The sequence below is a fragment of the Cellulosimicrobium cellulans genome (assembly GCF_016907755.1).
Classification (GTDB): domain Bacteria; phylum Actinomycetota; class Actinomycetes; order Actinomycetales; family Cellulomonadaceae; genus Cellulosimicrobium; species Cellulosimicrobium cellulans_D.
In genome coordinates, this window is the sequence record NZ_JAFBCN010000001.1 from 2,363,350 (window position 1) to 2,387,287 (window position 23,938).

The 23,938-nt window shown below is 75.1% G+C and carries 23 protein-coding genes; 13 read left to right on the forward strand and 10 right to left on the reverse strand.

Translation table 11 applies throughout. The features are described 5' to 3' along the window. The first annotated feature begins 22 nt into the window (after positions 1 to 22). The gene (locus tag JOE63_RS10165) at positions 23 to 1,573 is read left to right on the forward strand and encodes a DUF6297 family protein (protein ID WP_204541104.1); all 1,551 of its coding nucleotides are present in this window, start codon (positions 23 to 25) and stop codon (positions 1,571 to 1,573) included. A 27-nt stretch (positions 1,574 to 1,600) separates the two neighbouring features. Here the strand turns inward: JOE63_RS10165 and JOE63_RS10170 are convergent, their stop codons facing one another. Further along, a complete protein-coding gene (locus JOE63_RS10170) occupies positions 1,601 to 2,353 on the reverse strand; it encodes an ABC transporter ATP-binding protein (protein WP_087471757.1) in 753 nt (250 codons plus the stop codon). 83 nt (positions 2,354 to 2,436) lie between these two features. After that, positions 2,437 to 3,561, reverse strand: coding sequence for an ABC transporter permease (locus JOE63_RS10175; protein ID WP_204541107.1), 1,125 nt, complete (start codon positions 3,559 to 3,561; stop codon positions 2,437 to 2,439). Positions 3,562 to 3,781: 220 nt separating this feature from the next. On the opposite strand from JOE63_RS10175, the gene JOE63_RS10180 reads away from it, so the two are divergent. The 8 genes from JOE63_RS10180 to JOE63_RS10215 all read left to right on the forward strand — a co-directional run bounded on the left by JOE63_RS10180 (position 3,782) and on the right by JOE63_RS10215 (position 13,806). Then, positions 3,782 to 5,134 carry a sensor histidine kinase gene (locus JOE63_RS10180; RefSeq protein WP_307840024.1) on the forward strand — a complete coding sequence of 451 codons (1,353 nt, stop codon included), beginning with the start codon at positions 3,782 to 3,784 and terminating at the stop codon, positions 5,132 to 5,134. Continuing rightward, the gene (locus JOE63_RS10185) at positions 5,131 to 5,772 is read left to right on the forward strand and encodes a response regulator transcription factor (protein ID WP_087471759.1); all 642 of its coding nucleotides are present in this window, start codon (positions 5,131 to 5,133) and stop codon (positions 5,770 to 5,772) included. Before JOE63_RS10180 ends, JOE63_RS10185 begins: the two co-directional genes overlap by 4 nt. Positions 5,773 to 6,014: 242 nt before the next feature. Next, positions 6,015 to 7,973 (forward strand): peroxidase family protein, encoded by a 1,959-nt coding sequence (locus JOE63_RS10190; protein ID WP_204541110.1) that lies wholly within the window; start codon positions 6,015 to 6,017, stop codon positions 7,971 to 7,973. A gap of 181 nt (positions 7,974 to 8,154) precedes the next feature. Further along, positions 8,155 to 8,424: a 30S ribosomal protein S15 gene (rpsO, locus tag JOE63_RS10195; RefSeq protein WP_021479897.1), complete on the forward strand. Its 270-nt coding sequence runs from the start codon at positions 8,155 to 8,157 to the stop codon at positions 8,422 to 8,424. 314 nt (positions 8,425 to 8,738) lie between these two features. Further along, positions 8,739 to 10,964, forward strand: coding sequence for a polyribonucleotide nucleotidyltransferase (locus JOE63_RS10200; RefSeq protein WP_053371618.1), 2,226 nt, complete (start codon positions 8,739 to 8,741; stop codon positions 10,962 to 10,964). Between the two features lies 1 nt (position 10,965). Further along, positions 10,966 to 12,297 (forward strand): M16 family metallopeptidase, encoded by a 1,332-nt coding sequence (locus JOE63_RS10205; protein WP_087471761.1) that lies wholly within the window; start codon positions 10,966 to 10,968, stop codon positions 12,295 to 12,297. A 220-nt stretch (positions 12,298 to 12,517) separates the two neighbouring features. Next, complete coding sequence (dapB, locus tag JOE63_RS10210) at positions 12,518 to 13,273, forward strand: 4-hydroxy-tetrahydrodipicolinate reductase (RefSeq protein WP_275582871.1); 756 nt, start codon at positions 12,518 to 12,520, stop codon at positions 13,271 to 13,273. A gap of 98 nt (positions 13,274 to 13,371) precedes the next feature. Further along, positions 13,372 to 13,806, forward strand: a complete 435-nt coding sequence (locus tag JOE63_RS10215; RefSeq protein WP_204543619.1) for a hypothetical protein — start codon at positions 13,372 to 13,374, stop codon at positions 13,804 to 13,806. A 73-nt stretch (positions 13,807 to 13,879) separates the two neighbouring features. Here JOE63_RS10215 and JOE63_RS10220 read toward each other — a convergent pair whose 3' ends face one another. The 6 genes from JOE63_RS10220 to JOE63_RS10245 form a co-directional block, all read right to left on the reverse strand. After that, positions 13,880 to 14,338, reverse strand: a complete 459-nt coding sequence (locus JOE63_RS10220; RefSeq protein ID WP_204541113.1) for a hypothetical protein — start codon at positions 14,336 to 14,338, stop codon at positions 13,880 to 13,882. Between the two features lie 80 nt (positions 14,339 to 14,418). Then, positions 14,419 to 14,928: a GNAT family N-acetyltransferase gene (locus JOE63_RS10225; RefSeq protein ID WP_204541116.1), complete on the reverse strand. Its 510-nt coding sequence runs from the start codon at positions 14,926 to 14,928 to the stop codon at positions 14,419 to 14,421. Positions 14,929 to 14,969: 41 nt separating this feature from the next. Continuing rightward, a complete protein-coding gene (locus tag JOE63_RS10230; RefSeq protein ID WP_087471764.1) occupies positions 14,970 to 15,290 on the reverse strand; it encodes an AzlD domain-containing protein in 321 nt (106 codons plus the stop codon). After that, on the reverse strand, positions 15,287 to 16,111 hold the full coding sequence (locus JOE63_RS10235) for an AzlC family ABC transporter permease (protein WP_087471765.1): 825 nt from the start codon (positions 16,109 to 16,111) through the stop codon (positions 15,287 to 15,289). The genes JOE63_RS10230 and JOE63_RS10235 overlap by 4 nt, the downstream gene beginning before the upstream one ends. Continuing rightward, complete coding sequence (locus JOE63_RS10240; protein WP_087471766.1) at positions 16,108 to 16,761, reverse strand: TIGR00645 family protein; 654 nt, start codon at positions 16,759 to 16,761, stop codon at positions 16,108 to 16,110. The genes JOE63_RS10235 and JOE63_RS10240 overlap by 4 nt, the downstream gene beginning before the upstream one ends. A gap of 107 nt (positions 16,762 to 16,868) precedes the next feature. After that, positions 16,869 to 18,353, reverse strand: coding sequence for an NAD-dependent succinate-semialdehyde dehydrogenase (locus JOE63_RS10245; protein ID WP_087471767.1), 1,485 nt, complete (start codon positions 18,351 to 18,353; stop codon positions 16,869 to 16,871). A gap of 113 nt (positions 18,354 to 18,466) precedes the next feature. Between JOE63_RS10245 and dapA the strand changes: the two genes are divergently transcribed. Together dapA and JOE63_RS10255 are read left to right on the forward strand one after the other, a co-directional pair. After that, complete coding sequence (gene dapA, locus JOE63_RS10250; RefSeq protein WP_204541119.1) at positions 18,467 to 19,411, forward strand: 4-hydroxy-tetrahydrodipicolinate synthase; 945 nt, start codon at positions 18,467 to 18,469, stop codon at positions 19,409 to 19,411. Between the two features lie 50 nt (positions 19,412 to 19,461). Continuing rightward, a complete protein-coding gene (locus tag JOE63_RS10255) occupies positions 19,462 to 21,147 on the forward strand; it encodes a ribonuclease J (RefSeq protein WP_087471769.1) in 1,686 nt (561 codons plus the stop codon). A gap of 134 nt (positions 21,148 to 21,281) precedes the next feature. On the opposite strand, the gene JOE63_RS10260 is transcribed toward JOE63_RS10255, so the two are convergent. After that, the gene (locus JOE63_RS10260) at positions 21,282 to 21,869 is read right to left on the reverse strand and encodes a TetR/AcrR family transcriptional regulator (RefSeq protein ID WP_204541122.1); all 588 of its coding nucleotides are present in this window, start codon (positions 21,867 to 21,869) and stop codon (positions 21,282 to 21,284) included. Positions 21,870 to 21,977: 108 nt separating this feature from the next. On the opposite strand from JOE63_RS10260, the gene JOE63_RS10265 reads away from it, so the two are divergent. Then, positions 21,978 to 22,388, forward strand: coding sequence for a hypothetical protein (locus JOE63_RS10265; protein ID WP_204541125.1), 411 nt, complete (start codon positions 21,978 to 21,980; stop codon positions 22,386 to 22,388). Positions 22,389 to 22,483: 95 nt separating this feature from the next. Continuing rightward, a complete protein-coding gene (locus JOE63_RS10270) occupies positions 22,484 to 22,849 on the forward strand; it encodes an Imm51 family immunity protein (protein WP_204541128.1) in 366 nt (121 codons plus the stop codon). Positions 22,850 to 22,918: 69 nt separating this feature from the next. Here JOE63_RS10270 and JOE63_RS10275 read toward each other — a convergent pair whose 3' ends face one another. After that, entirely contained in the window at positions 22,919 to 23,830 is a 912-nt protein-coding gene (locus JOE63_RS10275) for an MBL fold metallo-hydrolase (RefSeq protein ID WP_204541131.1), read from the reverse strand. Positions 23,831 to 23,938: the final 108 nt, after the last annotated feature.

Consider the following 23,938-nt stretch of genomic DNA (forward strand, 5'->3'; position numbering starts at 1 on the left):
ACCTCCTAGGGAGACGCACCCCGTGGGCCCGGGTGCCGTCGGCCCGGCCCGCGCCCTGCGCACGGATCCCGACGAGCTGCTCAGCGGACGCGAGCTGCGCCGCCTCACGGCGCGCGCCGCGGCGGCGCGTGCGGACGCGGGCCCGGGGGAGATCGTCGTCGACGTCGCCTACGCGGTGGTGTCGGTCGCGCTCGCGACCGGCTGGGTGATCGGGCTCGCCTCGATGCTGCGTTCGACGCTCGATCCCGGCTCGTCGACCGGGACGGCGGTGCTCGGGCCGGGCGCGATCCAGACGCTCGGGACCGCCGCGCTGCTCGCGCTCCTCACCGGCACGGCCGTGCGCCTCGGCCCCGTGGGCGCGGGCAGCGGGGGCGTGCGCTGGTGGGTGCCCACCCCGGCGGACCGGCGCGGGCTCGTGTCGCCGTCGTTCGTCCGGGCGGTGCTCCTGGGCGGCGTGCTGGGCTCCGTCGGGACGCTCGCCGTGTCGGTCGCCGCCGGGCTCGACGCCGGTCCCGCGCTCCGCGCGGCGCTGACGGGTGGTGCGCTCGGGCTCCTGCTCGTGTCCGTCGCCGGCCTCGTCCAGCCGTCCGCGCGCGCGGCAGGCGCCCTGGCCCGGGCGAGCGACGTCGCCGTCGCGGCCGTCCCGGTCGCGGGCCTCGTGCTCGTCGTCGCGGGACGCCCGGGGCTGCCTGCGCTCGCCGCACCGCCCGTCGTCGCGCTCGGCCTCCTCGCCGCCGGGGCCGTGCTCGTGCTGCGCTGGTGGCGCGGTCTGGAGTCGCTCGGCGCGACCGTCCTGCGCGCGCAGAGCTCGGTCGCGGACCAGGTGGGCGGAGCCGTGCTCTCGTTCGACACCCGTGACCTCGGCCGCGCCCTGCGTCGTGCCGGGGCGGCCCGCGTACGTGTCCGGCGCCCGCACCGGTTCGCCGCCGTGCGCGGCGCCTTCGCCGCGGTGGTGGCGGCCGACCTCGTGCTCCTCGGCCGCAGCCCGTCCGCCCTCGCGCAGCTTGTCGGTCTCGGCGCGCTGACGGTCGTCGCCCAGCAGGTCCCCGGACTCGGCTCGGGGTTCAGCCTCTTCGCGGTGCTGGTCGTGGCGGGCCTCGGGGCGGCCGTGCTCGGCGCCGAGGGTGCGCGTACCGCGGAGATGGCGCCCGTCGTCGACGCCCTCGTGCCGCTCGCCGCGCGCTGGACCCGGCTCGCGCGCACCCTCGTCCCCGTCCTCACGGCCGCCGTGTGCCTCCTCGCGGGGTCGGTTCCGCTGGTGGTCGCGACGGGGGACCTGCGCTGGGTCGCGCTCGGCGCGCTCACGGCGGTGGTCCAGGGCGCCGCCGCCGTGCGGAGCGCCTACCGCGAACCGCCGAACTGGGGCGGCCCGCTGCTCGCGACACCCGCGGGAGGGGTGCCCACGGGCGCCGCCGCGGTGCTGCGCAAGGGGCCGGACGTCGCGGTCCTCGGCGCCGTGCCCCTCGGGGTGGCTCTCCTCGTGGGTGTCCCCGGCTGGGGCGCGGTCGTCGCCCAGGCGGTCGCGGCGGTGCTGGCGCTCGCGGTCGCGACGCACGTGCGCGCGGCGCGCTGACCTCGACCTGCGCCGCCGGGCGGGTCGTCAGGCGACGACCGGCGCCTCGACGACCCGGCCGTCCGCCAGGTGCACGCGCGCGTCGACCGGGTCGAGGGTCGCCTCGTCGTGCGTGACGAGCAGCGTCGCGGCGTCGAGCTCGCGCGCGAGCCGCACGACGAGCTCCACGACCTGCACGCCGCGCTCGTGGTCGAGCGCCGAGGTGGGCTCGTCGACGAGGAGCACCTGCGGGTCGTTCATGAGCGCCCGCGCGATCGCCACCCGCTGGCGCTGACCGCCCGAGAGGTGCTCCGGGCGGCGGTCCGCCCGGTCGGCGACGCCCACCGCGTCGAGCAGGGCGAGCGCGTGCGCGCGGCGCGACGCCGCGGGCCGGCCCCGCAGGTGGCTCATGAGCTCGAGCTGCTCCAGCACGGTGAGCGACGCCACGAGCTGCGGCTGCTGGAACACGATCCCGATGCGCTCGCGGCGCAGGGCCGCCGCGCGGTCCGCGGCGCGCCGCGCCCGACGACGGGACCCACGGCCGGTTCCCGGAGTGCTCCGCGGGTCCCCCGGTCCGTCGAGCGGCGCGCTGACGACGTCCTTCCCGACCCGTACGACGCCGGACGTCGGCGGCGTGAGGGTGGCGGCGACGGCCAGCAGGCTGGACTTGCCCGCGCCCGAGGGGCCGAGCAGCGCCGTGGTCGTGCCGGACGGCACGGTGAGCGTGACGTCGTCCACGGCGACGAGGACGCCGTCGCCGTCGGGGTAGGCGAGGCGGATGCGGTCGAGCGTGAGGTCCACGGGAGCTCCTGGTTGTCGGGGGCGGACGTCTGGGCGGGTGCCTGGGTGCGGGACGGGACGGAGTGCAGCCCGGGGTGGGCCGGTCAGCGCGCGGCGAGCGCGGCGTGCGGGTCGACGCGTGCGACGCGCGTCACGGCGAGCACCGCCCCGAGCCCGCCGAGGGCGACGAGCACGACGGCGGGGACGAGCGTCGTCGAGAGGTCGACGACGACGGGCATGACGCGCGCCGCGAGCAGTCCCGCCCCGGCGGCGAGCGCCGTGCCGAGCCCGACGCCGACGCCGAGCACGACGCCCGCCTGGCCGATCGCGTCCCGCAGGAGGTAACGCGTCGAGGCGCCGAGCGCGCGCAGCACGGCGACGTCTCCGGCGCGCTGGATGGTCCAGACCGTGAAGAACGCGCCGACGACGAGCGCGGAGATGGCGAGGAGGAACACCTGCATGAGGGTCAGCGAGAGGTTCTCGGCGGTGAACGAGGAGATCGCCGAGCGTGCCTCGCGCGGCGTCGCGGTGACGGTCCCGAGCTCCGCGTCGGCCGCGGCGAGCGCATCCGCCGACGGCGGCTCCTCACCGAACCGGAGCGCGACGACGGTCGCCGCTGCGTCCTGCGCCGCGCCCGCGCCGCCGCCCGCGCCGCCGCGCGCGCCGACCGCCTGCCAGTCGTCGAGCGATACCCAGACGACGGGTGTGTGGGCGAAGTCCGCCTCGACGTCTGCGACCGCGGTGACCTGGAGGTCGAGCGGGCCCGCGGCCACGCGGTCCCCGACGTCGGCGCCGAGCGCGTCGGCGGCCTCGCGGGAGAGCACGACGGCGCCGGGCGAGACGTCCGCGCCGTCGCCCGCGCTCCCCGGCACGAGGCCCGAGCCCGGCTGGACGCCGAACGCGGTGACGGCGGCCGTCGTCTCGCCGGACGCGCGCACGGTCGCGACGCCGAGCGGCTCTGCGGTCTGGACGCCGGGGACGTCGGCCCACGCCTCCTGCTGAGCGGACGTGACCTCGGACTCGGTGAAGGTCGGCGACGCGCCCTCGGCCGGCGGCGCGAAGGCGAGACGGTCGACGGGCAGATCCGTCACGGCCGACGTGCTCGCGCGGCCGAGCCCGGCGGTGAGCGCCGCGAGGAACGCGACGAGGAACGTGATGAGCGCGACGACCGTGATCATGAGCGCGAAGCGCCCGCGGGCGTGGCGCAGGTCGCGCAGGGCGAGGAACACGCGAAGGACCTCCTGGGTCGGTGGGGTGCAGGTGGCGGGCCGTGGCGCGGCGAGCGCGATCTGTCCGCGCGCCGCGGGCGTCCCGACGTCCCGTCCACGGTCTCGCGGTACGGCACGCCCCGGATCGTCGCGGCGGTCGGTCCTGCGTCGCCGCGGGGTGGAGCCGCGCATCGACCGTTCGGACGATGCCGGGCCGGGGCGGCGTGGCTAGGGTGTCGGCGTGCTCCCGACCGTGCCCTCGACCCCCGCTGCCGCGCCTGGCGGGCACGTCGGGCACGACGCGCGCGTCGTCCCGGCGGCCACCCGCTGGCTGCGCCGCGGGCTGGACGTGCTCTTCGTCGGCCTGCTCGCGCTCGCGCTCGCCGGGGCGCTCGCCGCCGGCACGGTGCGCGGCGTCGTCGCTCTCGTGGTGGGTGCCGCGCTGCTCGCGCTCTACGTCCTGGGCCGGCGCCGCGTGCCGCTCCCGGCCGACGTCCGAGCGCCCCGCGGCGCGTGGTGGCCCGCCGGCGCGTGGGTGGCCGGGCTCGTGGTGCTGTGGGTCGCGCTGTGCCTGGCCTCGATCACGGCCGTCTGGGTCGCGTTCCCGCTCATGTTCGTCGCGATGCACGTGCTCGGCCCGCGCCGTGGTCCGGTCGCGGTCGGCCTGGTCGTGCTCCTCGTGGTCGGGGTCATGTGGGCCTGGACCGCGAACCTCGCGGTGCCGTTCGTGCTGGGCCCGGCCATCGGCGGCGCCGTCGCGGTCGTCGTCGTGCTCGCGCTCGAGGCGGTCGTGCGCGAGTCGCAGGAGCGCCAGCGCACGCTCGACGAGCTCGTCCACACGCGCGACGAGCTCGCCACGGCGGAGCGCGAGCGCGCCGTCGCGGGGGAGCGCGAACGCCTCGCGCGCGAGATCCACGACACGCTCGCCCAGGGCTTCTCCTCGGCCGAGCTGCTCCTGCGCGCCGCGCAGACGGCCCTCGATGCCGGCGACGTGCCCACCGCGCGCGGGTACGTCGAGCAGACGCGCGAGGTCGCACGGCACAACCTCGCCGAGGCGCGTCGCGTCGTGCGCGCGCTCGCACCGGTCGACCTCGCGTCGTCGAACCTCGTCGACGCGCTGCGCCGGACCGCGGCACGGACCGCGGCCGGTCCGACGGTCGACCCCGTCGGGGGCGCGCCCGGTGCCGGGCCGGACGTCGTCGTGCAGGTGAGCGGCGACCCCGTGGCGCTGCCGACGGACGTCGAGGCCGCCCTGCTGCGCGTCGCCCAGTCCGCGCTCGCCAACGTCGAGCGGCACGCGGCCGCGACGCGCGTCGCGGTGACGCTGAGCTTCCTGGCGGGCGCGGTGCCGGGGGAGGACGCGGTCGCCCTCGACGTGGTCGACGACGGCCGCGGTTTCGACCCGGAGGCCCTCCCCGAGCCGTCCGACGACGCGCCGGGCGGGACGTCGGGCGGGTTCGGCCTCGTCGCCATGCGCGCGCGGCTCGCCGACCTCGGGGGCACGCTGTCCGTGGAGTCCGCGCCCGGCGCGGGCACCGCGGTCGCCGCCTGGGTGCCGCTCGCAGCCACCGAGGACGCGGAGGAGGAGCGATGACCGGTCCGGCCGTCGTCGAGGTCGTGCTCGCGGACGACCACCCGGTCGTCCGCACGGGCCTGCGCGCCGTCCTCGAGGCGGAGCCGGACGTGCGCGTCGTCGCCGAGGTCGGCTCGGCCGAGGAGCTCCTCGCGAGGCTCCGCGGCGGCCTGCGGGCCGACGTCGTGCTGCTCGACCTCCAGTTCGGGCCCGGGCGGCTCGGGGGAGTCGACGCGGTCCGCGAGATCGTCGCGGCCGACGGACCGGCCGTGCTCGTCGTGACGACCTACGACGCGGACGCCGACATCCTCGCGGCCGTCGAGGCGGGCGCCCGCGGCTACCTGCTCAAGGACGCGCCGACGCAGGAGCTCGTCGCCGCCGTGCGCGCCGCGGCGGCGGGCGAGGTCGCGCTCGGTCCGGCCGTCCAGCGGCGCTTGCTCGGGCGCCTGCGCAGCCCGGGCACGGCGCTCACCGCGCGCGAGCTGGAGGTGCTCTCGCTCGTCGCCGAGGGGCGCACGAACGACGAGATCGCGCGCGAGCTGTTCCTCTCGCGCGCGACCGTGAAGACCCACCTCGTGCACGTCTACGACAAGCTCGGCGCGCCCTCGCGCACCGCCGCCGTGGCTGAGGCGCGTCGCCGCGGCCTCTTGCGGGGGTAGCCGCCTGCGCGTGGGCGTACGACCTCACGGGACGCGCCACCACGTGTCACGGGTCCGGGCGCGGTCCCTCCCTCCGGGTGAGCGGCGCCGTCGTGCACGGCGTCCGTCGCGGCCGCGTGATCCCCGGGCCGCAGTCCAGGGGGCGGTCGCACACGCCCCTGCGCGAGCGCTCGCCGCCCGCGGGGGCGCACGGTGGCCCGCCGCGCGGGCCGCACGACGACCTCCCACAGAGAGGCAGAGCCATGGAGGCTCAGCAGCACGCGGCGCCACCCGGCGCCGGGACCATCGCCGAGACGGTGGTCGACGACGTCGCCCCCGACGCGGTCGACCAGGCGTCCACCCCGATCGGACGGACCGTCCGGAGCGTCGGTCACGGATCGGCCGTCGCGCCCGACGACGCCGCGACGGACGCGGACGCCGACCCCGCGGCGTCGAACGCCCCGCTCCTGCCCGCGGCGGAGGCCGCGGTCGCCCGGGACCACGCGCTCCACCGCTACGACTCGACGACCGCCTTCGACTACCTGTTCCCGGAGCTCGCGGAGAGCTTTCCCGCCTTCCACCTGCCGGTGGGCGACGGGGCGACGACGTCCACGGTCGAGGCGCTGAAAGCGCTCGGCGCGTCGATGGTCGCCCGGCCGGTCACGGTGCCCGGGCAGCCACCACGGGACCTCAACTCCCACGTCCCGGCGGTGTACACCTACTGGGGCCAGTTCATCGACCACGACATCACGCTCAACACGAACGGCCCGGACACGACGTCCGGCCGCGACGGCGACCAGGCCCTCGGCGACGTCGACGCCGTCCCGTTCCAGGTCTTCGCGCCGCGGGTCGTCGTCCGTTCGCTCCACAACGGGCGGCACCCCGCGCTCAACCTCGACTCGTTGTACGGCAGCGGCCCGGTGTTCGCGGGGGAGCACGGCTACCGCACCACCCGCAGCGAGGCCTCGTTCGTCCCGGGCTCCGCGAAGCTCCGCCTCGGACGCATCTCCACGGAGCCGCTCGTGATCCCGGGAGGGCCGTCGTTCTCCCTGGTCGAGCCCGGCGACGACGCGCAGCGTGACCTGCCGCGCGACGCGCAGGGCGCTCCGCTCGTCCCCGACGGGCGCAACGACGAGAATCTCGTGGTGGCTCAGCTCCACCTCGCGATGATCCGGTTCCACAACGCCGTCGTGGACTGGGTGGACGAGCTCGAGCCGTGGACGCGGCTCACGGGCGGGGAGCGTGGCGTCTTCGAGCGCGCGAGCCAGCTCGTGCGCTGGCACTACCAGTGGCTCGTCGTGAACGACTACCTGCGCACGCTCACGAAGCCGGGCGTGCTCGACGCGACGCTCCTGCGCGACACGTCGTTCTTCCGGCCCCGTTACCCGGTCTCGATGCCCCTCGAGTTCGCCGTCGCGGCGTTCCGGTTCGGGCACTCGATGATCCGGGACTCGTACGACTACAACGTCAACTTCACCGGGCCGCCGCCTCGGAACGCGAGCCTGGTCCAGCTCTTCCAGTTCACGGGGAGCGGCGGCAGCCTGCGTCCCGGGCCGGCGGGCGACCCCGCGCTGCCGTCCAACTGGCCGATCGAGTGGGCCCGCTTCGTGGACAAGGGCGACCCCTCGCCCTTCCGGGCCGCGGAGAAGATCGACACGTTCCTCGCGCCGAGCCTCGGCGACCTCGTCAAGGAGGGGAACCTGCCGCCCGAGCCGCCCGCGCACACGCCGGCCCAGCTCGTGGCGAGCGCGCTCCAGAAGCAGCTCGCGCAGCGCAACCTGCTGCGCGGCTACATGCTCGCCCTGCCCACGGGCGAGGCCGTCGCCACGGCGCTCGGCGTCACCCCGCTCACCCCGGCCCAGCTCGAGGACCGAGCCGGTGACGACGTGAAGCAGGCGCTCGCGGCGCTGCGGGACGGCGACCACGGCGGCACGCCGCTGTGGTACTACGTCCTCAAGGAGGCGGAGCTCCAGGGCAACGGGAGCTTCCTCGGCGAGGTCGGCAGCCGCGTGCTCGCGGAGACGTTCGTGTACCTGCTGCGCCAGGACGACACGTCGTACGTCCGGGCGAGCAACCACTGGACGCCGGCGCAGGGCGTGCACTTCGAGGACGGGTCGCTCGTCCTCACCCTGCCGGACCTGCTCCGGTTCGCCGGCGTGCTGCCCGACGCGGCGGGCAGGTTCCGCGGCGACGGGACGGCGGGGCACGACGGCGCTGCCTGACGCGCGGCCGCCGCGAGCCCACGAGTGCCACGCCGGGTCACGTGGGGATCGCGCGGACCGCGACCGGGACGAGGCGGCGCGTCCACCTGGTAAGATGGATGCGCCGTCTGACCGGCCGCGGATCCAGAGAGCCCCGGGAGAACCGTCCCGGCGCACCGCGCAACGAACCCGAAGGAGAACCGTGCCGCTCGACACTGCCACGAAGCAGCGCATCATGACCGAGTACGCGACGAGCGAGGGCGACACCGGTTCGCCCGAGGTCCAGGTCGCGCTCCTCACGCAGCGCATCAAGGACCTCACCGAGCACCTCAAGGAGCACAAGCACGACCACCACAGCCGTCGTGGTCTGCTCCTCCTCGTCGGCCAGCGTCGTCGCCTCCTCGGCTACCTGCAGAAGGTCGACATCAACCGCTACCGCAGCCTCATCGAGCGCCTCGGTCTGCGTCGCTGACACGACACCGCCAGCCCGGTCCCTGCGGGGACCGGGCTGGTCTGGTGTGATGTACCCGTCACACCCCGGCTGAGCACCACCCAGCCGCACACCACCCACCGCGCCGCCGGCCTCTCGTTCGGTCCTCGGTAGTGGCTCACGGACCCCCGTGGTCTCGTCTCCGGACGTGATCGCGCGGGAACCGCCGTGGACCTCGATCGAAGACCGCCGAGCGTCGAGTGCGACCGGAGCCCCCGCGCCACGCGCGCCGGGGCGCGGACCGGAACCCTCGACAGGGGCTACCCGGGCGGCGCTTCGAGAAAGGGAGGGCACCCGTGGAGGGTCCCGAGATCCAGTTCGCCGAGGCCACGATCGACAACGGTCGCTTCGGCACCCGCACCGTCCGGTTCGAGACCGGGCGCCTCGCCCGTCAGGCCGCCGGCTCCGTCGCCGCGTACCTCGACGACGAGACCATGCTCCTGTCGGCCACGACGGCCGGCAAGCACCCCAAGGACCAGTTCGACTTCTTCCCGCTGACGGTGGACGTCGAGGAGCGCATGTACGCCGCGGGCCGCATCCCCGGCTCGTTCTTCCGCCGCGAGGGCCGCCCCTCGACGGACGCGATCCTCGCGTGCCGCCTCATCGACCGCCCGCTGCGCCCGCTGTTCGTCAAGGGCCTGCGCAACGAGGTCCAGGTCGTCATCACGGTCCTCGCGCTCCACCCGGACGACGCGTACGACACGCTCGCGATCAACGCCGCCTCGGCGTCGACGCAGATCTCCGGCCTGCCGTTCTCCGGCCCGGTCGGTGCCGTGCGCATCGCGCTCGTCGACGGCCAGTGGGTCGCGTTCCCCAAGTACTCCGACAAGGAGCGCGCGGTCTTCGACATGGTCGTGGCCGGGCGTGTCGTGGGCGACGACGTCGCGATCGCGATGATCGAGGCCGAGGCCACCGACGGTGCCTGGGGCCTCGTCAAGGACGAGGGCGTCGGCGCGCCGACCGAGGAGGTCGTCGCCGAGGGCATCGAGGCGGCCAAGCCGTTCATCAAGGCCCTGTGCGACGCGCAGTCGGCGCTCGCGGCCCAGGCCGCGAAGCCGGTCAAGGAGTACCCGGTCTTCCTGGACTACCAGGACGACGCGTTCGCCGCGGTCGAGGCCGAGGTCTCCACCGACCTGCGCGCCGCGCTCGCCATCGCGGACAAGCAGGACCGCGAGAACCGTCTCGACGAGATCAAGAACGAGATGGTCGGAAAGCTCCAGGCCGGGTTCGACGGTCGCGAGAAGGAGCTCTCCGCCGCGTACCGCTCGCTGCAGAAGAAGCTCGTGCGCCAGCGCGTCCTCACCGAGGGCGTGCGCATCGACGGCCGTGGGCTCGCGGACATCCGCACCCTGTCGGCCGAGGTCGAGGTGCTCCCGCGCGTGCACGGCTCCGCGCTCTTCGAGCGTGGCGAGACCCAGATCATGGGCGTCACCACGCTGAACATGCTCCGCATGGAGCAGCAGATCGACTCGCTCGGTCCGGAGACGCGCAAGCGCTACATGCACAACTACAACTTCCCGCCCTACTCGACCGGCGAGACCGGCCGCGTGGGCAGCCCCAAGCGCCGCGAGATCGGCCACGGCGCGCTCGCCGAGCGTGCCCTCGTGCCGGTGCTCCCGAGCCGCGAGGAGTTCCCGTACGCGATCCGCCAGGTGTCCGAGGCTCTCGGCTCCAACGGCTCGACGTCCATGGGCTCCGTGTGCGCCTCGACGCTCTCGCTCCTCAACGCGGGCGTGCCGCTGCGCGCCCCCGTCGCGGGCATCGCGATGGGCCTCATCTCCGACACGGTGGACGGTGAGACCCGCTATGCGGCGCTCACCGACATCCTCGGTGCCGAGGACGCGTTCGGCGACATGGACTTCAAGGTCGCCGGTACCCGCGAGTTCGTCACGGCCATCCAGCTCGACACCAAGCTCGACGGCATCCCCGCCTCGGTGCTCGCCGGCGCGCTGACCCAGGCGCGCGACGCGCGCCTGACGATCCTCGACGTCCTCGCCGAGGCCATCGACGTGCCCGACGAGATGTCCCCGAACGCCCCGCGCGTCATCTCCGTGAAGGTGCCGGTCGACAAGATCGGCGAGGTCATCGGCCCCAAGGGCAAGATGATCAACCAGATCCAGGAGGAGACGGGCGCGGACATCTCCATCGAGGACGACGGCACCGTGTACATCGGCGCCACCGACGGCCCGTCGGCCGAGGCCGCCCGCGCGGCGATCAACGCGATCGCCAACCCGCACGTCCCGGAGATCGGCGAGCGCTTCGTCGGCACGGTCGTCAAGACGACGTCGTTCGGCGCGTTCATCTCACTCTCCCCGGGCAAGGACGGTCTGCTGCACATCAGCCAGATCCGCAAGCTCGTGGGTGGCAAGCGCGTCGAGAACGTCGAGGACGTGCTGTCCATCGGCCAGAAGGTCCAGGTCGAGATCGGCGAGATCGACCCGCGCGGCAAGCTCTCGCTGCACGCCGTGGTCGAGGAGGAGGCTCCGGCCGACGCTCCCGCGACCGAGGGCGCGGACGCCTGACGTGCCCTGGGACCTCCCGCTCGTCCCGGCGGGTGACGCCGGGGCCGAGCTGACCGCCGGGCAGGACGGCGCGACGATCCGTCGCTCCGTCCTGCCCGGCGGGGTCCGCGTGCTCACCGAGTCCATGCCGGGCCTGCGCTCGGCGACGATGGGCGCGTGGGTGGGCGTCGGCTCGCGCGACGAGACCGACGGCCACTTCGGCTCGACGCACTTCCTCGAGCACCTGCTGTTCAAGGGCACCGCGCGCCGCTCGGCCATGGACATCGCCGAGGCGTTCGACGCCGTCGGCGGCGAGGCCAACGCCGCGACCGGCAAGGAGCACACCTGCTACTACGCGCGCGTGCTCGACGCCGACCTGCCCATGGCGGTCGACGTCATCGCCGACATGGTGACGTCCGCGCGCCTGGACCCCGACGAGCTCGAGACCGAGCGCGGCGTGATCCTCGAAGAGCTCGCGATGAACGACGACGACCCCTCGGACGTCGTGCACGAGGAGTTCGCCGCCGCGGTCCTCGGGGGCCACGCCCTCGGCCGGCCCATCGGCGGCACCCCGGACACGATCAACGCGGTCCCGCGCGACGCCGTCTGGGAGCACTACCGCTGGCACTACCGCCCCGAGACGCTCGTCGTCGCGGCGGCGGGCGGGGTCGACCACGACACGCTGGTCGCCCAGGTGGCCGAGGCCCTGCACGACGGTGGCTGGTCGCTCGACGCGGCCGCCGCGCCGCGCGCCCGACGCGACCCCGCGGATCCCGCGCTCGCGGGCGTCGGGGCGGCGGGCGTCGAGCTGTCGGTCCACCGGGCCGTCGAGCAGGCGAACGTCGTCATCGGCGGCACGGGCCTGTCGGCGACGGACGACCGCCGCTTCACGCTCTCCGTGCTCAGCGCGGTGCTGGGCGGCGGCATGAGCTCACGTCTGTTCCAGGAGATCCGCGAGAAGCGCGGTCTCGCGTACTCGACGTACTCGTTCGCCTCCGGTCACGGCGGCATCGGCACGTTCGGCCTCTACGCCGGGTGCGCGCCGTCCAAGGTCGACGAGGTGACCGAGCTCCTGCACTCCGAGCTCGACCGCCTCGCGAGCGACGGCATCACGGGCGCCGAGCTCGACCGCAGCATCGGCCAGCTCTCCGGCGGCATGGTGCTCGGGCTCGAGGACTCCGGCTCGCGCATGAGCCGGCTCGGCAAGGCCGAGCTCGTCTACGGCGAGCTCCTGAGCGTCGAGGAGTCGCTCGACGCGATCCGCTCGGTCACGGCCGACGACGTGCAGAAGCTGGCGGGCGAGCTCGCCTCGCGGCCGCGGTCCGTCGTGCGCGTCGGGCCGTTCGGCGGCTGACCCTCGCCGTGCCACGGCACCTCGCGGCGGCCGTCCTCCTTCCCGGAGGGCGGCCGCCGTCGTGCTGCGGGCGGCTCGACCCGGGCGGACCCGCCTCCGGTGCGGCGGACGACGCGCAGGCCGGCCGCGCACCGGCGATAGGGTGACGGGCGTGAGCGAGCAGAGCATCCCCGCGCCCGATACCGCCCCGACCGCCCCCGACCAGGGACCGGGTCGCCCGTTGCGGGTCGCCGTCCTGGGCGCCGCCGGGCGCATGGGGGCGACCGTCTGCGCGGCCGTCGAGGGCGCGGCGGACCTCGAGCTCGTCGCACGCCTCGACGCGGGCGACGAGGTCGCGGCCGCGACGCTCGGCGGCGCCGACGTCGCCGTCGACTTCACCGTCCCGTCCGCGACCGAGGCGAACGTCCACGCGCTGATCGACGCGGGCGTCCACGCCGTCGTCGGGACCACGGGCTGGACGCAGGAGAGCCGCGGGCGCGTCGTCGCGCACCTCGGCCGCGCCGCCGCGGCCGGCGCACCCGGGCTGGGCGTGCTCATCGCGCCCAACTTCGGCCTCTCGGCCGTCCTCGCGATGACGTTCGCGGCGAAGGCCGCCCGCTACTTCGAGTCGGCCGAGGTGATCGAGCTCCACCACCCGGACAAGGTCGACGCGCCGTCGGGCACCGCGCGGCACACCGCGACGGCGATCGCCGCGGCGCGCGCCGACGCGGGAGTCACGGCGAGCCCCGACGCGACGGAGACGGGGTGGGAGGCGCGCGGCGCCGACGTCGACGGCGTGCGCGTGCACGCCGTGCGTCTGCGCGGCCTCGTCGCGCACGAGGAGATCCTGTTCGGCAACGCGGGCGAGCAGCTCGTCATCCGGCAGGACTCGTTCGACCGCGTCTCCTTCATGCCCGGTGTCCTGCTCGCCGTCCGCGAGGTCGGCAGCCGACCAGGGCTGACGGTCGGGCTCGAGAACGTGCTGGACCTGGCGTGAGCGCTCCGGGCACCGAGGGCCCCGCCGACCCCGGCGAGGACCACGGCACGGGCTCGGGTCCCGACCGGCGCGGCGGCGCGGCCCGCCCGTGGAAGGCGATCGCCGGCGCGGTGCTCGTGACGATCCTGCTCGCCCTGTACGTGTGGCAGGTGGCGGGGCGCGCCACCGCCCTGATCCAGACGGGCGAGCCGGTGGCGATGGTGATCGGCGCGGGCGTGCTCGTGCTGCCCCTGCTCGTGGTGGGCCTGGTCGGACGCGAGTTCCTGCTCGCGGGCACCGTGCAGCGCATGGCGGACGACCTGGCGGCGCGCGGCCGGCTCCCCGTCGACGACCTGCCGCGCTCGCCCGGGGGTCGGATCGACCGGGACGCGGCCGACGCCGCGTTCGGCCCCTACCGCGAGGCGGTCGACGCCGACCCGCAGAGCTGGGAGGCGTGGTACCACCTCGCGTTCGCCTACGACGCGGCGCGCGACCGCCGTCGGGCACGCGAGGCCCTGCGCAAGGCTGCGGCGCTCTACCGCGCCCGTCGGTGATCGAGGCGGTCCACCACGCCCGAGGTAGCCCGCCTGGCGGGCCGCCGCACGCCTGGTGGAGCACGTCGACAGGTCAGAGGCTCGTCCAGCAGTAGAGCCGGTGGCCCGCGTCGTCCGCCCGGACGCACAGCGTCGCGAGCCGGCGCAGGGCACCGGCCAGGTCCGCGGGGTCGGAGCCCTCCAGCTCCTCGGTGGCGGCCCAGCGCACGGCGACGGCGTCGAGATCGGTCGGTGTCGCCGCGGCGAGCGCCGTGACGAGCTCCGCGGTGACCGCGACGACCCACGGGCCCTCGTCTCCCGCGCTGGCGACGAGCTCCCCGTGCCGGGGGTCGCTCTTCGCCTCGGCGTACGGGCGGTCCGTGAGGAGGCCCGCGAGCGTGCCCAGCACGACGAACGGGTCGATGCCCTTGAGCTCGACCGTGGGGAACGCCGGCTGGTTCGTCAGGGGGTCGGGGCTGCTCGGGCCCTGACGCGCCGCGCTCCCGGCCTGTGCGTCGTCGGGTGCGGAGAAGTAGTCGGTGAGGATGCCCATGGCGGTCGATCCTCGCAGGTCAGGTGCGCGTACGGGTCACGACGGTGTCACGGCTGCGTGACGAACGGTCGCAGGAGCCCTCAGATCTCGGCGGCCCAACGGCGCTCGACGACGTCCCGGACCCCGGTCGCGAGGGTGCGCGTCCGCCCGTCAGGACCGAGCCCGGCCCCGGCGAGGAACGTCTCGCGCGCGGTGTCGCCGTCGAGCACCCACGTGGCGACCTCCTCCGCGCCGTCGCGGCGCAGCCGGTCGACCGCCGCGGCGAGCAGCCGCGACCCGTGCCCGCCGCGCTGGTGGCGCGGCTCGACCTCGAGCGCGAGGACCTGGCCGGGGGCCACGGCGGCGAACCCGACGACGTCGGCCCCGGCGCACGCGACGAGCACGCCGAAGCCCGGGCCGGGGGGCGAGGAGATCGCGGCGGCCCACTGCTCGTGCATCCGCACGGTGTCGAGGGCGTCGAGCACGTCCTCGCCGAGGACCTCCTCGTGCGACGAGCGCCACGCGCCCACCTGGATCGCGGTCATCGCGACGTCGTCGCCGGGGACGGCAGGGCGGACCGAGACGTCGGCTGTCTCGCGGAAGAGGCTCACGGGTTCACCCTACGAGACCTCGGGGGTCCCTCCAGCCGGGATCATCCCCAGCCGAGGGCACGCAGCCCCGCGGCCGTGGCCGCGGCGAGGACCACGACGACGATGAACGGCGCGCGCAGCGCGAGCGCGACCGCCGCGACGCCGAGGGCGGGCAGGCGCGCGTCCACGACCAGTGCCTGCCCGTCACCGACCGTCTGCACCGCGACGAGCGCGGCGAGGAGCGCGGCGGTCACGAGCGCCGCCGTGCGCGCGACGCGCTCGTCGGCGAGCCAGTGCTCGGGCACGAGGTGCCCGGCGAGCTTGAGCGCGAAGCACACGGCGGACGCGACCAGCACGACGACCCAGACGGTCGCTGGCGTCATGACGACTCCTTCCCGAGGTGCCCGTCGACGGGCGGTGCCGACGACCCGCCCGACGGGTCGTGCCGACGCCTCGCGTCCACCTGCCCGATGACGATCGCGACCGCGGCGGCGGCCAGCACCGGCACACCGCCCGGCGCGACCGGTATCAGCAGGACCGCGACGAGGACGGCCGCCGCCGCGGTGAGCTGCATCGCCCGCGCCGCGAGCCGGGGCCACAGGAGGGCGAGGAACGCGGCGGCCGCGGCCGCGTCGAGGCCCCACGCGCGCGGGTCGCCGAGCGCGTCGCCCGCGAGCGCCCCGACGAGCGTCATGGCGTTCCAGAGCACGAAGATCCCGACCCCGGTCCACCAGAACCCGGCCCGGACGGCGCGGCGCGAGCGCTGGGCGGTCGCGACCGCGGTCGACTCGTCGATCGTGAACTGCGCCGCGACCACCTTGTGCCACGAGCGCAGCGCGAGCAGGGGGCCGAGCTGCGCCCCGTAGAGGGCGTTGCGGACCCCGAGGAAGCCCGCGGTGGCGATCGCGGCACCCGGGGCGCCGCCCGCGCCGACCACGCCGATGAGCGCGAACTGCGACCCGCCCGAGAACATGAGCAGGCTCAGCGCCATGGTCTGCGCGACGTCGAGGCCCGCGACCACGGACAGCGCGCCGAAGGAGATGCCGTACAGACCCGTGGCGACGGACACCGACACGGCCTGGCGGACCGCGGCGCGGACCTCGTCCTCGACGGCGTGCTCGACGGCGTCCGTCACCTCGGCGTCGAGCGACGCCGGGGCGTCGGGCTCGGCGCCGGGGCGCGGGACGTCGTCGGGCCGGCTCATGCGTGCGGGTCGGCCGGGCCCTCGCCCGCCGCGGCGGCGTTGGCCGCGCGCTGGTGCGCGGTGAGGGACATGCGGTCGATCGCCGCGAGCGCGAGCGCGGAGACGACGAACGCGAGGTGGATGAGGGTCTGCCACATCATCTGGGACGGCGTGTAGTTGGCGCTGTCGATGAACGTGCGCAGCAGGTGGATCGAGGAGATGCCGATGATCGACATCGCGAGCTTGGTCTTGAGGACGTTCGCGTTGACGTGGCTCAGCCACTCCGGCTGGTCGGGGTGGCCGTCGAGCCGGATGCGTGAGACGAAGGTCTCGTAGCCGCCGACGATGACCATGATGAGCAGGTTCGAGATCATGACGACGTCGACGAGGCCGAGGACGGCGAGCATGATCTCCTCCGCGCCGAACGCGTGCTGGACCATCTCGTGCGTCTTGGGGTCCTCGACCATGTGCTCGCCCGTGAAGCCGCCGACGATGAGGTGCCACAGCTCCTTGAGGAACTGCCAGACGTAGACGACCTGGGCCACGATGAGGCCGAAGTAGAGCGGGGCCTGGAGCCAGCGGGACGCGAAGATCATGTACCCGACGGTCGTGACGCGGGCGCTGGGGGAGGGGACGTTCGGGCTGATGGTCGACGCGGGCGACGAGGTCACGGGCGTGGGCTCTCCGGGAGTCGGTGGCAGGGGAGCGTCAGGCTACCAACGCCGGGTGACGGCCCGACGACGCGGGTCACGCCTCGGCAGCACGAGCGACGGGTGCGTCAGAGCGCGACGTAGACCGTCTCCAGGTACTCCTCGAGTCCTGCCTCGCCGCCCTCGCGGCCGAGGCCGGACTGCTTGACCCCGCCGAACGGCGCGCTCGCGTCGGAGACCAGGCCGCGGTTGATGCCGATCATCCCGGCCTCGACCTCCTCGGAGACGCGCACGGCGCGGTCGAGCGAGGAGGTGTACGCGTAGGCGGCGAGTCCGTACTCCGTCGCGTTGGCGAGCGCCAGGCCCTCGTCGTCGTCGCCGAACGCGACGACCGGCGCCACGGGCCCGAAGATCTCCTCGGTGACGACGCGCGCGTCGGGGTCGACCCCGGACAGGACGGTCGGGGCGTAGAAGTACCCCGTGGACCGCGGCCGGTCGGCGCCCGTGAGGACCTGGGCGCCGCCGTCGGACGCGGCGTCGACGAGCTCGGCGACCTTGTCGACGGCCTTCGCCTCGATGAGCGGACCGACCTGTGTGCCGTCCTGCGCGCCCGGTCCGACGCGCAGGCGCTCGAACGCGGTGGCGAGCCGCTGGGCGAACTCGCGTGCGACGGCGTCGTGCACGAGGAAGCGGTTGGCCGCGACGCACGACTGGCCCGCGTTGCGCAGCTTCGCGACGAGCGCGCCCTCGACCGCGGCGTCGAGGTCCGCGTCGGCGAACACGAGGAACGGCGCGTTGCCGCCGAGCTCCATCGACGTGCGCAGCACCTGGGGCGCGGCCTTCTCCAGCAGCGTGCGGCCGACGGCCGTCGAGCCCGTGAACGACAGCTTGCGCAGGCGCTCGTCGGCGAGGAGCGGCTCGGTCACGTCCGCGGCGCGCGACGACGGGACGACGTTGACGACGCCGGTCGGCAGCCCGCGGTCCGCGAGCTCGGACCGGATGACCTCGGCGACGAGCGCCGTCGTCAGCGGCGTGAGCCGGGCAGGCTTGATCACGACGGTGCAGCCCGCGGCGAGCGCCGGGCCGATCTTGCGCGTCGCCATCGCGATCGGGAAGTTCCACGGCGTGACGAGCAGCGCCGGACCCACGGGCCGGCGGAAGACGAGCTGCCGGTTGCCCCCGGCCGGGGCCGTGCGGGCGAGGCCCTCGGCCCGCACCGCCTGCTCGGCGTACCAGCGCAGGAAGTCGGCGCCGTAGAGCACCTCGGCGCGTGCCTCCGCGAGCGGCTTGCCGCACTCGGCGGTGATGAGCGCGGCGACGTCGTCGGCCCGAGCGACGACCCGGTCGTAGACGGCGCGCAGCACCTCGCCGCGCTCGCGCGGAGGCGTGGCGCGCCACGCCGGGGCGGCGCGGTGCGCGGCGTCGAGCGCGCGGAGCGCGTCCGCGGGGCTCGCGTCCGCGACGTCGAAGAGCGACTCCTCGGTGGCCGGGTCCTCGACCTCGAACGTCCGACCGCCCTCGGCCGGGCCCCAGTGGCCGTCGACGAGCAGCCCCGTGGGCACGTGCGCGACGAGCGCGGGGGAGAGGTTCGACGTCGAGGCGGGGCGGGACATGCTCCGAGTATCGCCCTCGGGGTCGCGGGGACGCACCCGGGCGGCGGTCGCGCGGGGGGCCTCGCGCCTGGACGGGCGCGGTGCCCGGACGCGCCGCACGGTAGTTTGTGCACATGGTCCTTCCCGCCACCCCCGCGCGCCCGTTCGGCGCCGTCCTCACGGCCATGGTCACCCCGATGACGCCCGACGGCGCCGTCGACCTCGCGGCGGCGGCGCGGCTCGCGAAGCGCCTGGTGGACGACGGGAACGACGGCCTGGTGCTGAGCGGCACGACGGGCGAGTCGCCCACGACCCACGCGCCGGAGAAGCAGGACCTCGTGCGCGTCGTCGTCGACGCGGTCGGCGACCGCGCGGCGGTCGTCGCCGGGGCCGGGTCCAATGACACCGACCACGCCCTGCGCATGGCGGAGCAGGCGGCCGAGGCCGGGGCCGACGGGCTCCTCGTCGTCTCCCCCTACTACTCGCGCCCCAGCCAGGAGGGCGTGTACCGGCACGTGACGGCGATCGCCGACGCGACCGACCTCCCCGTCATGCTCTACGACGTCCCCGGACGCACGGGCGTGCGGATCGCGCCCGCGACGTACGCGCGGCTCGCGGCGCACGACCGGGTCGTCGCGAGCAAGGACGCGACGGGCGACGTGTACGCCGCCGCCAAGCTCGCGGCCGCGACCGGGCTCGCGTTCTACAGCGGCGACGACGGCCTGCTGCTCCCGTTCCTCGCGCACGGCGCCGCCGGCATCGTGTCCGTGTCCGGGCACGCGGTCGCCGGGCCGTTCGCGGAGGTCGTGCGCCGCTTCGACGCGGGCGACCACGCGGGCGCGCTCGACGTCTTCCTCACCACCACGCCCGTCATCGACGCGCTCAACGGCGCGGGATTCCAGGCCGTCATGGCCAAGGCCGCCGTCGAGCTGCTCGGCCTCACCGACAACCGGTTCCTGCGCCTGCCGAACGTCGCGGCGACCGAGGACGACGTCGCGCTCGTGCGCGACGCCCTCGCCGCCGCGGGCGTGCTCGCCGGCGCGACCACCGCGGCAGGCGCTGCCGCACCCACGAACTAGCGAGGGCAGGAGCCCTCGAAACCCCCGGCTCAGCCACGACAGGAGGCCCCGTGAGCCATCCCCACCCCGAACTCTCCCTGCCTCCCGAGCTCCCCACCGGAGGGCTGCGCATCGTCGCCCTCGGCGGGCTCGGGGAGGTCGGCCGCAACATGGCCGTCCTCGAGTACGACGGGCGCCTGCTCGTCATCGACTGCGGCGTGCTCTTCCCCGAGGACAACCAGCCCGGCGTCGACCTCATCCTCCCGGACTTCGACTACATCGCGGACCGGCTGGACGACATCGAGGCGATCGTCCTCACGCACGGCCACGAGGACCACATCGGCGCCGTCCCGTACCTGCTGCGCCTGCGCCGCGACATCCCGCTCGTCGGGTCGCAGCTCACGCTCGCGTTCGTCGAGGCCAAGCTCAAGGAGCACCGCATCTCGCCCGTGACCCTCGCGGTCAAGGAGGGGCAGGTCGAGCAGCTCGGCGTGTTCCGCTGCGAGTTCGTCGCCGTGAACCACTCGATCCCCGACGCGCTCGCGGTCGCGGTGACGACCGGCGCCGGGACCGTGCTGCACACGGGCGACTTCAAGATGGACCAGCTCCCGCTCGACGGGCGCATCACCGACCTGCGCGCGTTCGCGCGGCTCGGCGAGCAGGGCGTCGACCTGTTCATGGTCGACTCGACCAACGCCGAGGTGCCCGGGTTCGTCACGCCCGAGGTCGAGATCGGACCGGTGCTCGACAACGTCTTCGCCGCGTCGGAGAAGCGCATCATCGTCGCGTCGTTCTCGTCGCACGTGCACCGCGTGCAGCAGGTCCTCAACGCCGCGCACCACCACGGGCGCCGCGTCGCGCTCGTCGGGCGCTCGATGGTCCGCAACATGACGATCGCCGCCGAGCTCGGGTACCTCCACGTGCCCGAGGGCGTGCTCATCGACCTCAAGAAGGTCGACTCCCTGCGCGACGACGAGATCGTGCTCATGTGCACGGGGTCGCAGGGCGAGCCGATGGCCGCCCTGTCGCGCATGGCCAACGGCGACCACAAGGTCCAGGTCGGCCACGGCGACACGGTGATCCTCGCGTCGTCGCTCATCCCGGGCAACGAGAACGCCGTGTTCCGCATCATCAACGGGCTCACGCGCCTCGGCGCGCGCGTCGTGCACGGCGGCAACGCCAAGGTGCACGTGTCCGGCCACGCGAGCGCGGGCGAGCTCCTCTACTGCTACAACGTGCTCAAGCCCAAGAACGTCATGCCGGTGCACGGCGAGGTCCGCCACCTCGTCGCCAACGGGGCGCTCGCGGTCCGCACGGGCGTGCCCGCCGACCGCGTCGTGCTCGCCGAGGACGGCGTCGTCGTCGACCTCGTCGACGGCAAGGCGTCGGTCGTCGGCGCGGTCCCGTGCGGGTACGTGTACGTCGACGGGTCGAGCGTCGGCGAGATCACCGACGCCGAGCTCAAGGACCGGCGCATCCTCGGCGAGGAGGGCTTCGTGTCCGTCTTCGCCGTCGTGGACTCCGCGACGGGCAAGGTGCTCGCCGGGCCCCAGATCCTCGCGCGCGGGTTCGCCGAGGACGACAAGGTGTTCCAGGACATCCAGCCGGAGGTCGTCAAGGCGCTCGAGGACGCGATCGCCGGCGGCGCGACCGACACGCACCAGCTCCAGCAGATCATGCGCCGTGTGATCGGGCGGTGGGTCTCCAACCGCCTGCGGCGCCGCCCGATGATCGTCCCGGTGGTCGTCGAGGCCTGACCGACGACGTCCGCGCCGGCGGACCCCTCAGGGGGTCCGCCGGCGCGAGAAGCGAGAAGTGGCCCCTGCCGTCGGTCTGGCAGGGGCCACTTCTCACGTCTCGGGAAGGATCCCGGGCGACCCGACGGGCCTCGCTACGTCCCGGTGCGCCGGACCAGGCCTGGGCCGACGGTGGCGAGCGTCGCGCCGTAGCGCGCGGCGCGCTCCGGGTCGTCGCCGGGCACGAGGCCGGCGAGCTCGAGCGAGACCAGTCCGTGCACGAGGCCCCACAGCCCGAGGGCGACGTCGGCGGCGGACGCCGCGTCGGGGACGAGGCGCGCGACGGCGTCGCGCAGCACGAGGAAGGTCTCCTCCTCGACGGCGCGGGGGCGCTCCGCGCCGGGCCGCACGCCGCGGGCGAACATCACCGCGTAGAAGTGCGGGTCCGCGAGCGCGAAGGCGCGGTACGCGCCACCGAGGGCGGCGAGGTCCGCGCCCGGGTCGTCGGTCCGGACGACGGCCGCGAGGTGGGCGGCGAAGCGCCGGAAGCCCTCGGCGGACACGGCAGCGACGAGGTCGTCGCGGCTGCCGAAGAGCGCGTACACCGCCGACGGGCTCGTACCCGCCGCCGTCGCGACCGACCGCACCGTCACCGCGCTCTCGCCGTGCTCGGAGATGGCGCGCGACGCCACGTCGAGGAGGCGGTCGCGCAGGGCGTCGTCGTGCAGTCGGGGTCGTGCCACGCATCGAGTCTAGAGGGCTTGACACCGGTTTGCGAACGCTGTTCTATAACAGTGTTCGCAAACCGCGGCGTGCCGTGCGCCGAGCGTCCCGCCAGCCCAGGAGGTCCCGTGCTCGAGCTCACCGACGCCGCCCGCATCACCGCGGGCGTCGTCCTCCTCACGGTCGTCGGCATCGAGTCCGGCGGCGCGTTCCTCGTCAAGGTCGTCACACGGCGCGTGCCGGCGACGGGCTTCCAGACGTCGTTCTTCCGCGCCGGGCACGCGCACGCGGGCGTGCTCGTCATCCTGGGGCTCGTGTGCCTGCTGCTCGCGGAGGCCACCGACCTCGCGGGATTCTGGCGGTGGCTCGCGGCCACCGGGGTGCTCGTCGCCGCGATCCTCCTTCCCGCCGGGTTCTTCCTCTCCGCGATAGGTGCGGGACGCGAGGCGCCCAACCGGGCCGTCGTGCTGCTCCCCGCCGGCGGCGTGGTCCTCGCCGCGGGCGTCGTGACGCTCGCGTTCGGGCTCTTCCTCGGGTGACGCGGCAGTCCTGGTTCGGCTGGTGCACCGGACGCTCCGGACGTGCTCCGGACGTGCGCCGCGGCGTCGTGGGTGGTCGCCGCTACGGTTCCCGCATGACGAACGCCGAGGACTTCGCCCCGCTCGACCCCGTCCGCCTCGTGACCCTGTCGCAGGGGTGGAGCATCATCTACTCGCCCGGCGGCCCGGAGTGGCACCAGCACAAGGGTGCCCTCGAGCGGCACGGCGTCGAGGGCTCCGGGTACGACTTCTCCGGCGCGCTCCAGGCCGCGCTCACCGACGACGAGCCGAGCGTCCTCGACGCGGTCGGGTTCGACCCCGAGGGCGGCATGGTGAGCGTGTACGGGTCGGACCTCGGTGCCCTGCACGCCGCGGCACGGCACCTGCACCGCCTGGTCACCGACGAGCGGGCGCTCGACGCCGCGCTCGCCCGGTCCGTGGAGCTCGGCCTCGACGACTGAGCCCGGCGACCTGCGTCGGAAGCGCTCCGGGTCGCGGCCCGCACCGTCCGTGGGAGGGGCAGGGCGGCCTCAGCGTGAGCGCAGCGCCGCGAGCTGCGCGTCGTGCCACTCGGCGACGTAGCCCGTGAGCCGGCGCTCGTCAGGCACGGTCCCGCCGCGGAGAGCGGCCTTCAGCGCGTCGAGGTAGGCGCGGTCGGCTGCGAAGCGCTCGGCGACCTCAGCGCGTCCGACGGCGGGGCTCCCGTGACCGGGGACGAGCACGTCCACGTCGCGCGCGGCGAGCTCGAGCGCGGCGAGCGCGCCGCGGTAGACGGCGACGGGGTCGCGGGCGTCGGTGTCGACGAGCGGTACCTCGACGTCGGAGAGCATGTCGCCCGCCACGAGCACGCTCCCGTCCGGCGTGCGCACCACGAGCGCGGCGTGGCCCGGCGCGTGGGCGTCGTGCTCGACGACGGTCACCGTCCTCGGGTCGGTCGGTGCGGCGGCGGGCCAGGGGACCCGGCGTGCGCCGCGGGGGAGCGGGATCAGCGCGCCCACGAGCGCGGGGTCGTGGCCGGGTGCGGCGGCCTCGGTCGACGCGAGGATCGCGGTCCGGCGCCGTCGCGTCGCGTCGGCGGTGCGCGCCGTCGCCCAGCGGGGCGCGGCGCCGAGCGCGGGCGACCACAGCACGTGGTCCCAGTGCGGGTGCGTCGCGAACCCGGCGGTCACGCGCCAGCCGTGTGCCCGCACGGCGGCGGCGAGTCCGTCGACCTCCGCGACCGTGACCGCCGGGTCGACCACCAGCGCCTCGCCGTCCGGCGTGGTGACGACGGTCGACGTCGTCGTCCAGATCTCGGCCGTCGCGACCCAGAGCCCGGGGACCAGCTCGACGAGGTCGCGCGCTCGCGGCGCGGTCGTCACCCCGGGCGGCGCGGCGAGGCCCGGGTCGGCCGGTCCGCCGCTCGGTCCGTCGCTCTGCTCGGCGTGGGTGGGCTCGTGCACGGGTCCTCCGGTCCTCGTCGTTCACGGGTCGTCGTTCACGGGTCGTCGCTCGCGGGGTCGCGGACCGCCCCGCCCCAGCCCGCCCGAGACACGCGCCGCCGGGTCCGC

Bases quoted from the DNA above. Each gene is read 5' to 3' on its own strand.
- JOE63_RS10235 (WP_087471765.1), bottom strand. From the start codon at position 16,111: ATGAGCCGGCCCGACGACGTCCCGCGCCCCGGCGCCGAGCCCGACGCC.
- dapA (WP_204541119.1), top strand. From the start codon at position 18,467: ATGGTCCTTCCCGCCACCCCCGCGCGCCCGTTCGGCGCCGTCCTCACG.
- JOE63_RS10185 (WP_087471759.1), top strand. From the start codon at position 5,131: ATGACCGGTCCGGCCGTCGTCGAGGTCGTGCTCGCGGACGACCACCCG.
- JOE63_RS10270 (WP_204541128.1), top strand. From the start codon at position 22,484: ATGACGAACGCCGAGGACTTCGCCCCGCTCGACCCCGTCCGCCTCGTG.
- JOE63_RS10190 (WP_204541110.1), top strand. From the start codon at position 6,015: ATGGAGGCTCAGCAGCACGCGGCGCCACCCGGCGCCGGGACCATCGCC.
- JOE63_RS10220 (WP_204541113.1), bottom strand. From the start codon at position 14,338: ATGGGCATCCTCACCGACTACTTCTCCGCACCCGACGACGCACAGGCC.
- JOE63_RS10230 (WP_087471764.1), bottom strand. From the start codon at position 15,290: ATGACGCCAGCGACCGTCTGGGTCGTCGTGCTGGTCGCGTCCGCCGTG.
- JOE63_RS10245 (WP_087471767.1), bottom strand. From the start codon at position 18,353: ATGTCCCGCCCCGCCTCGACGTCGAACCTCTCCCCCGCGCTCGTCGCG.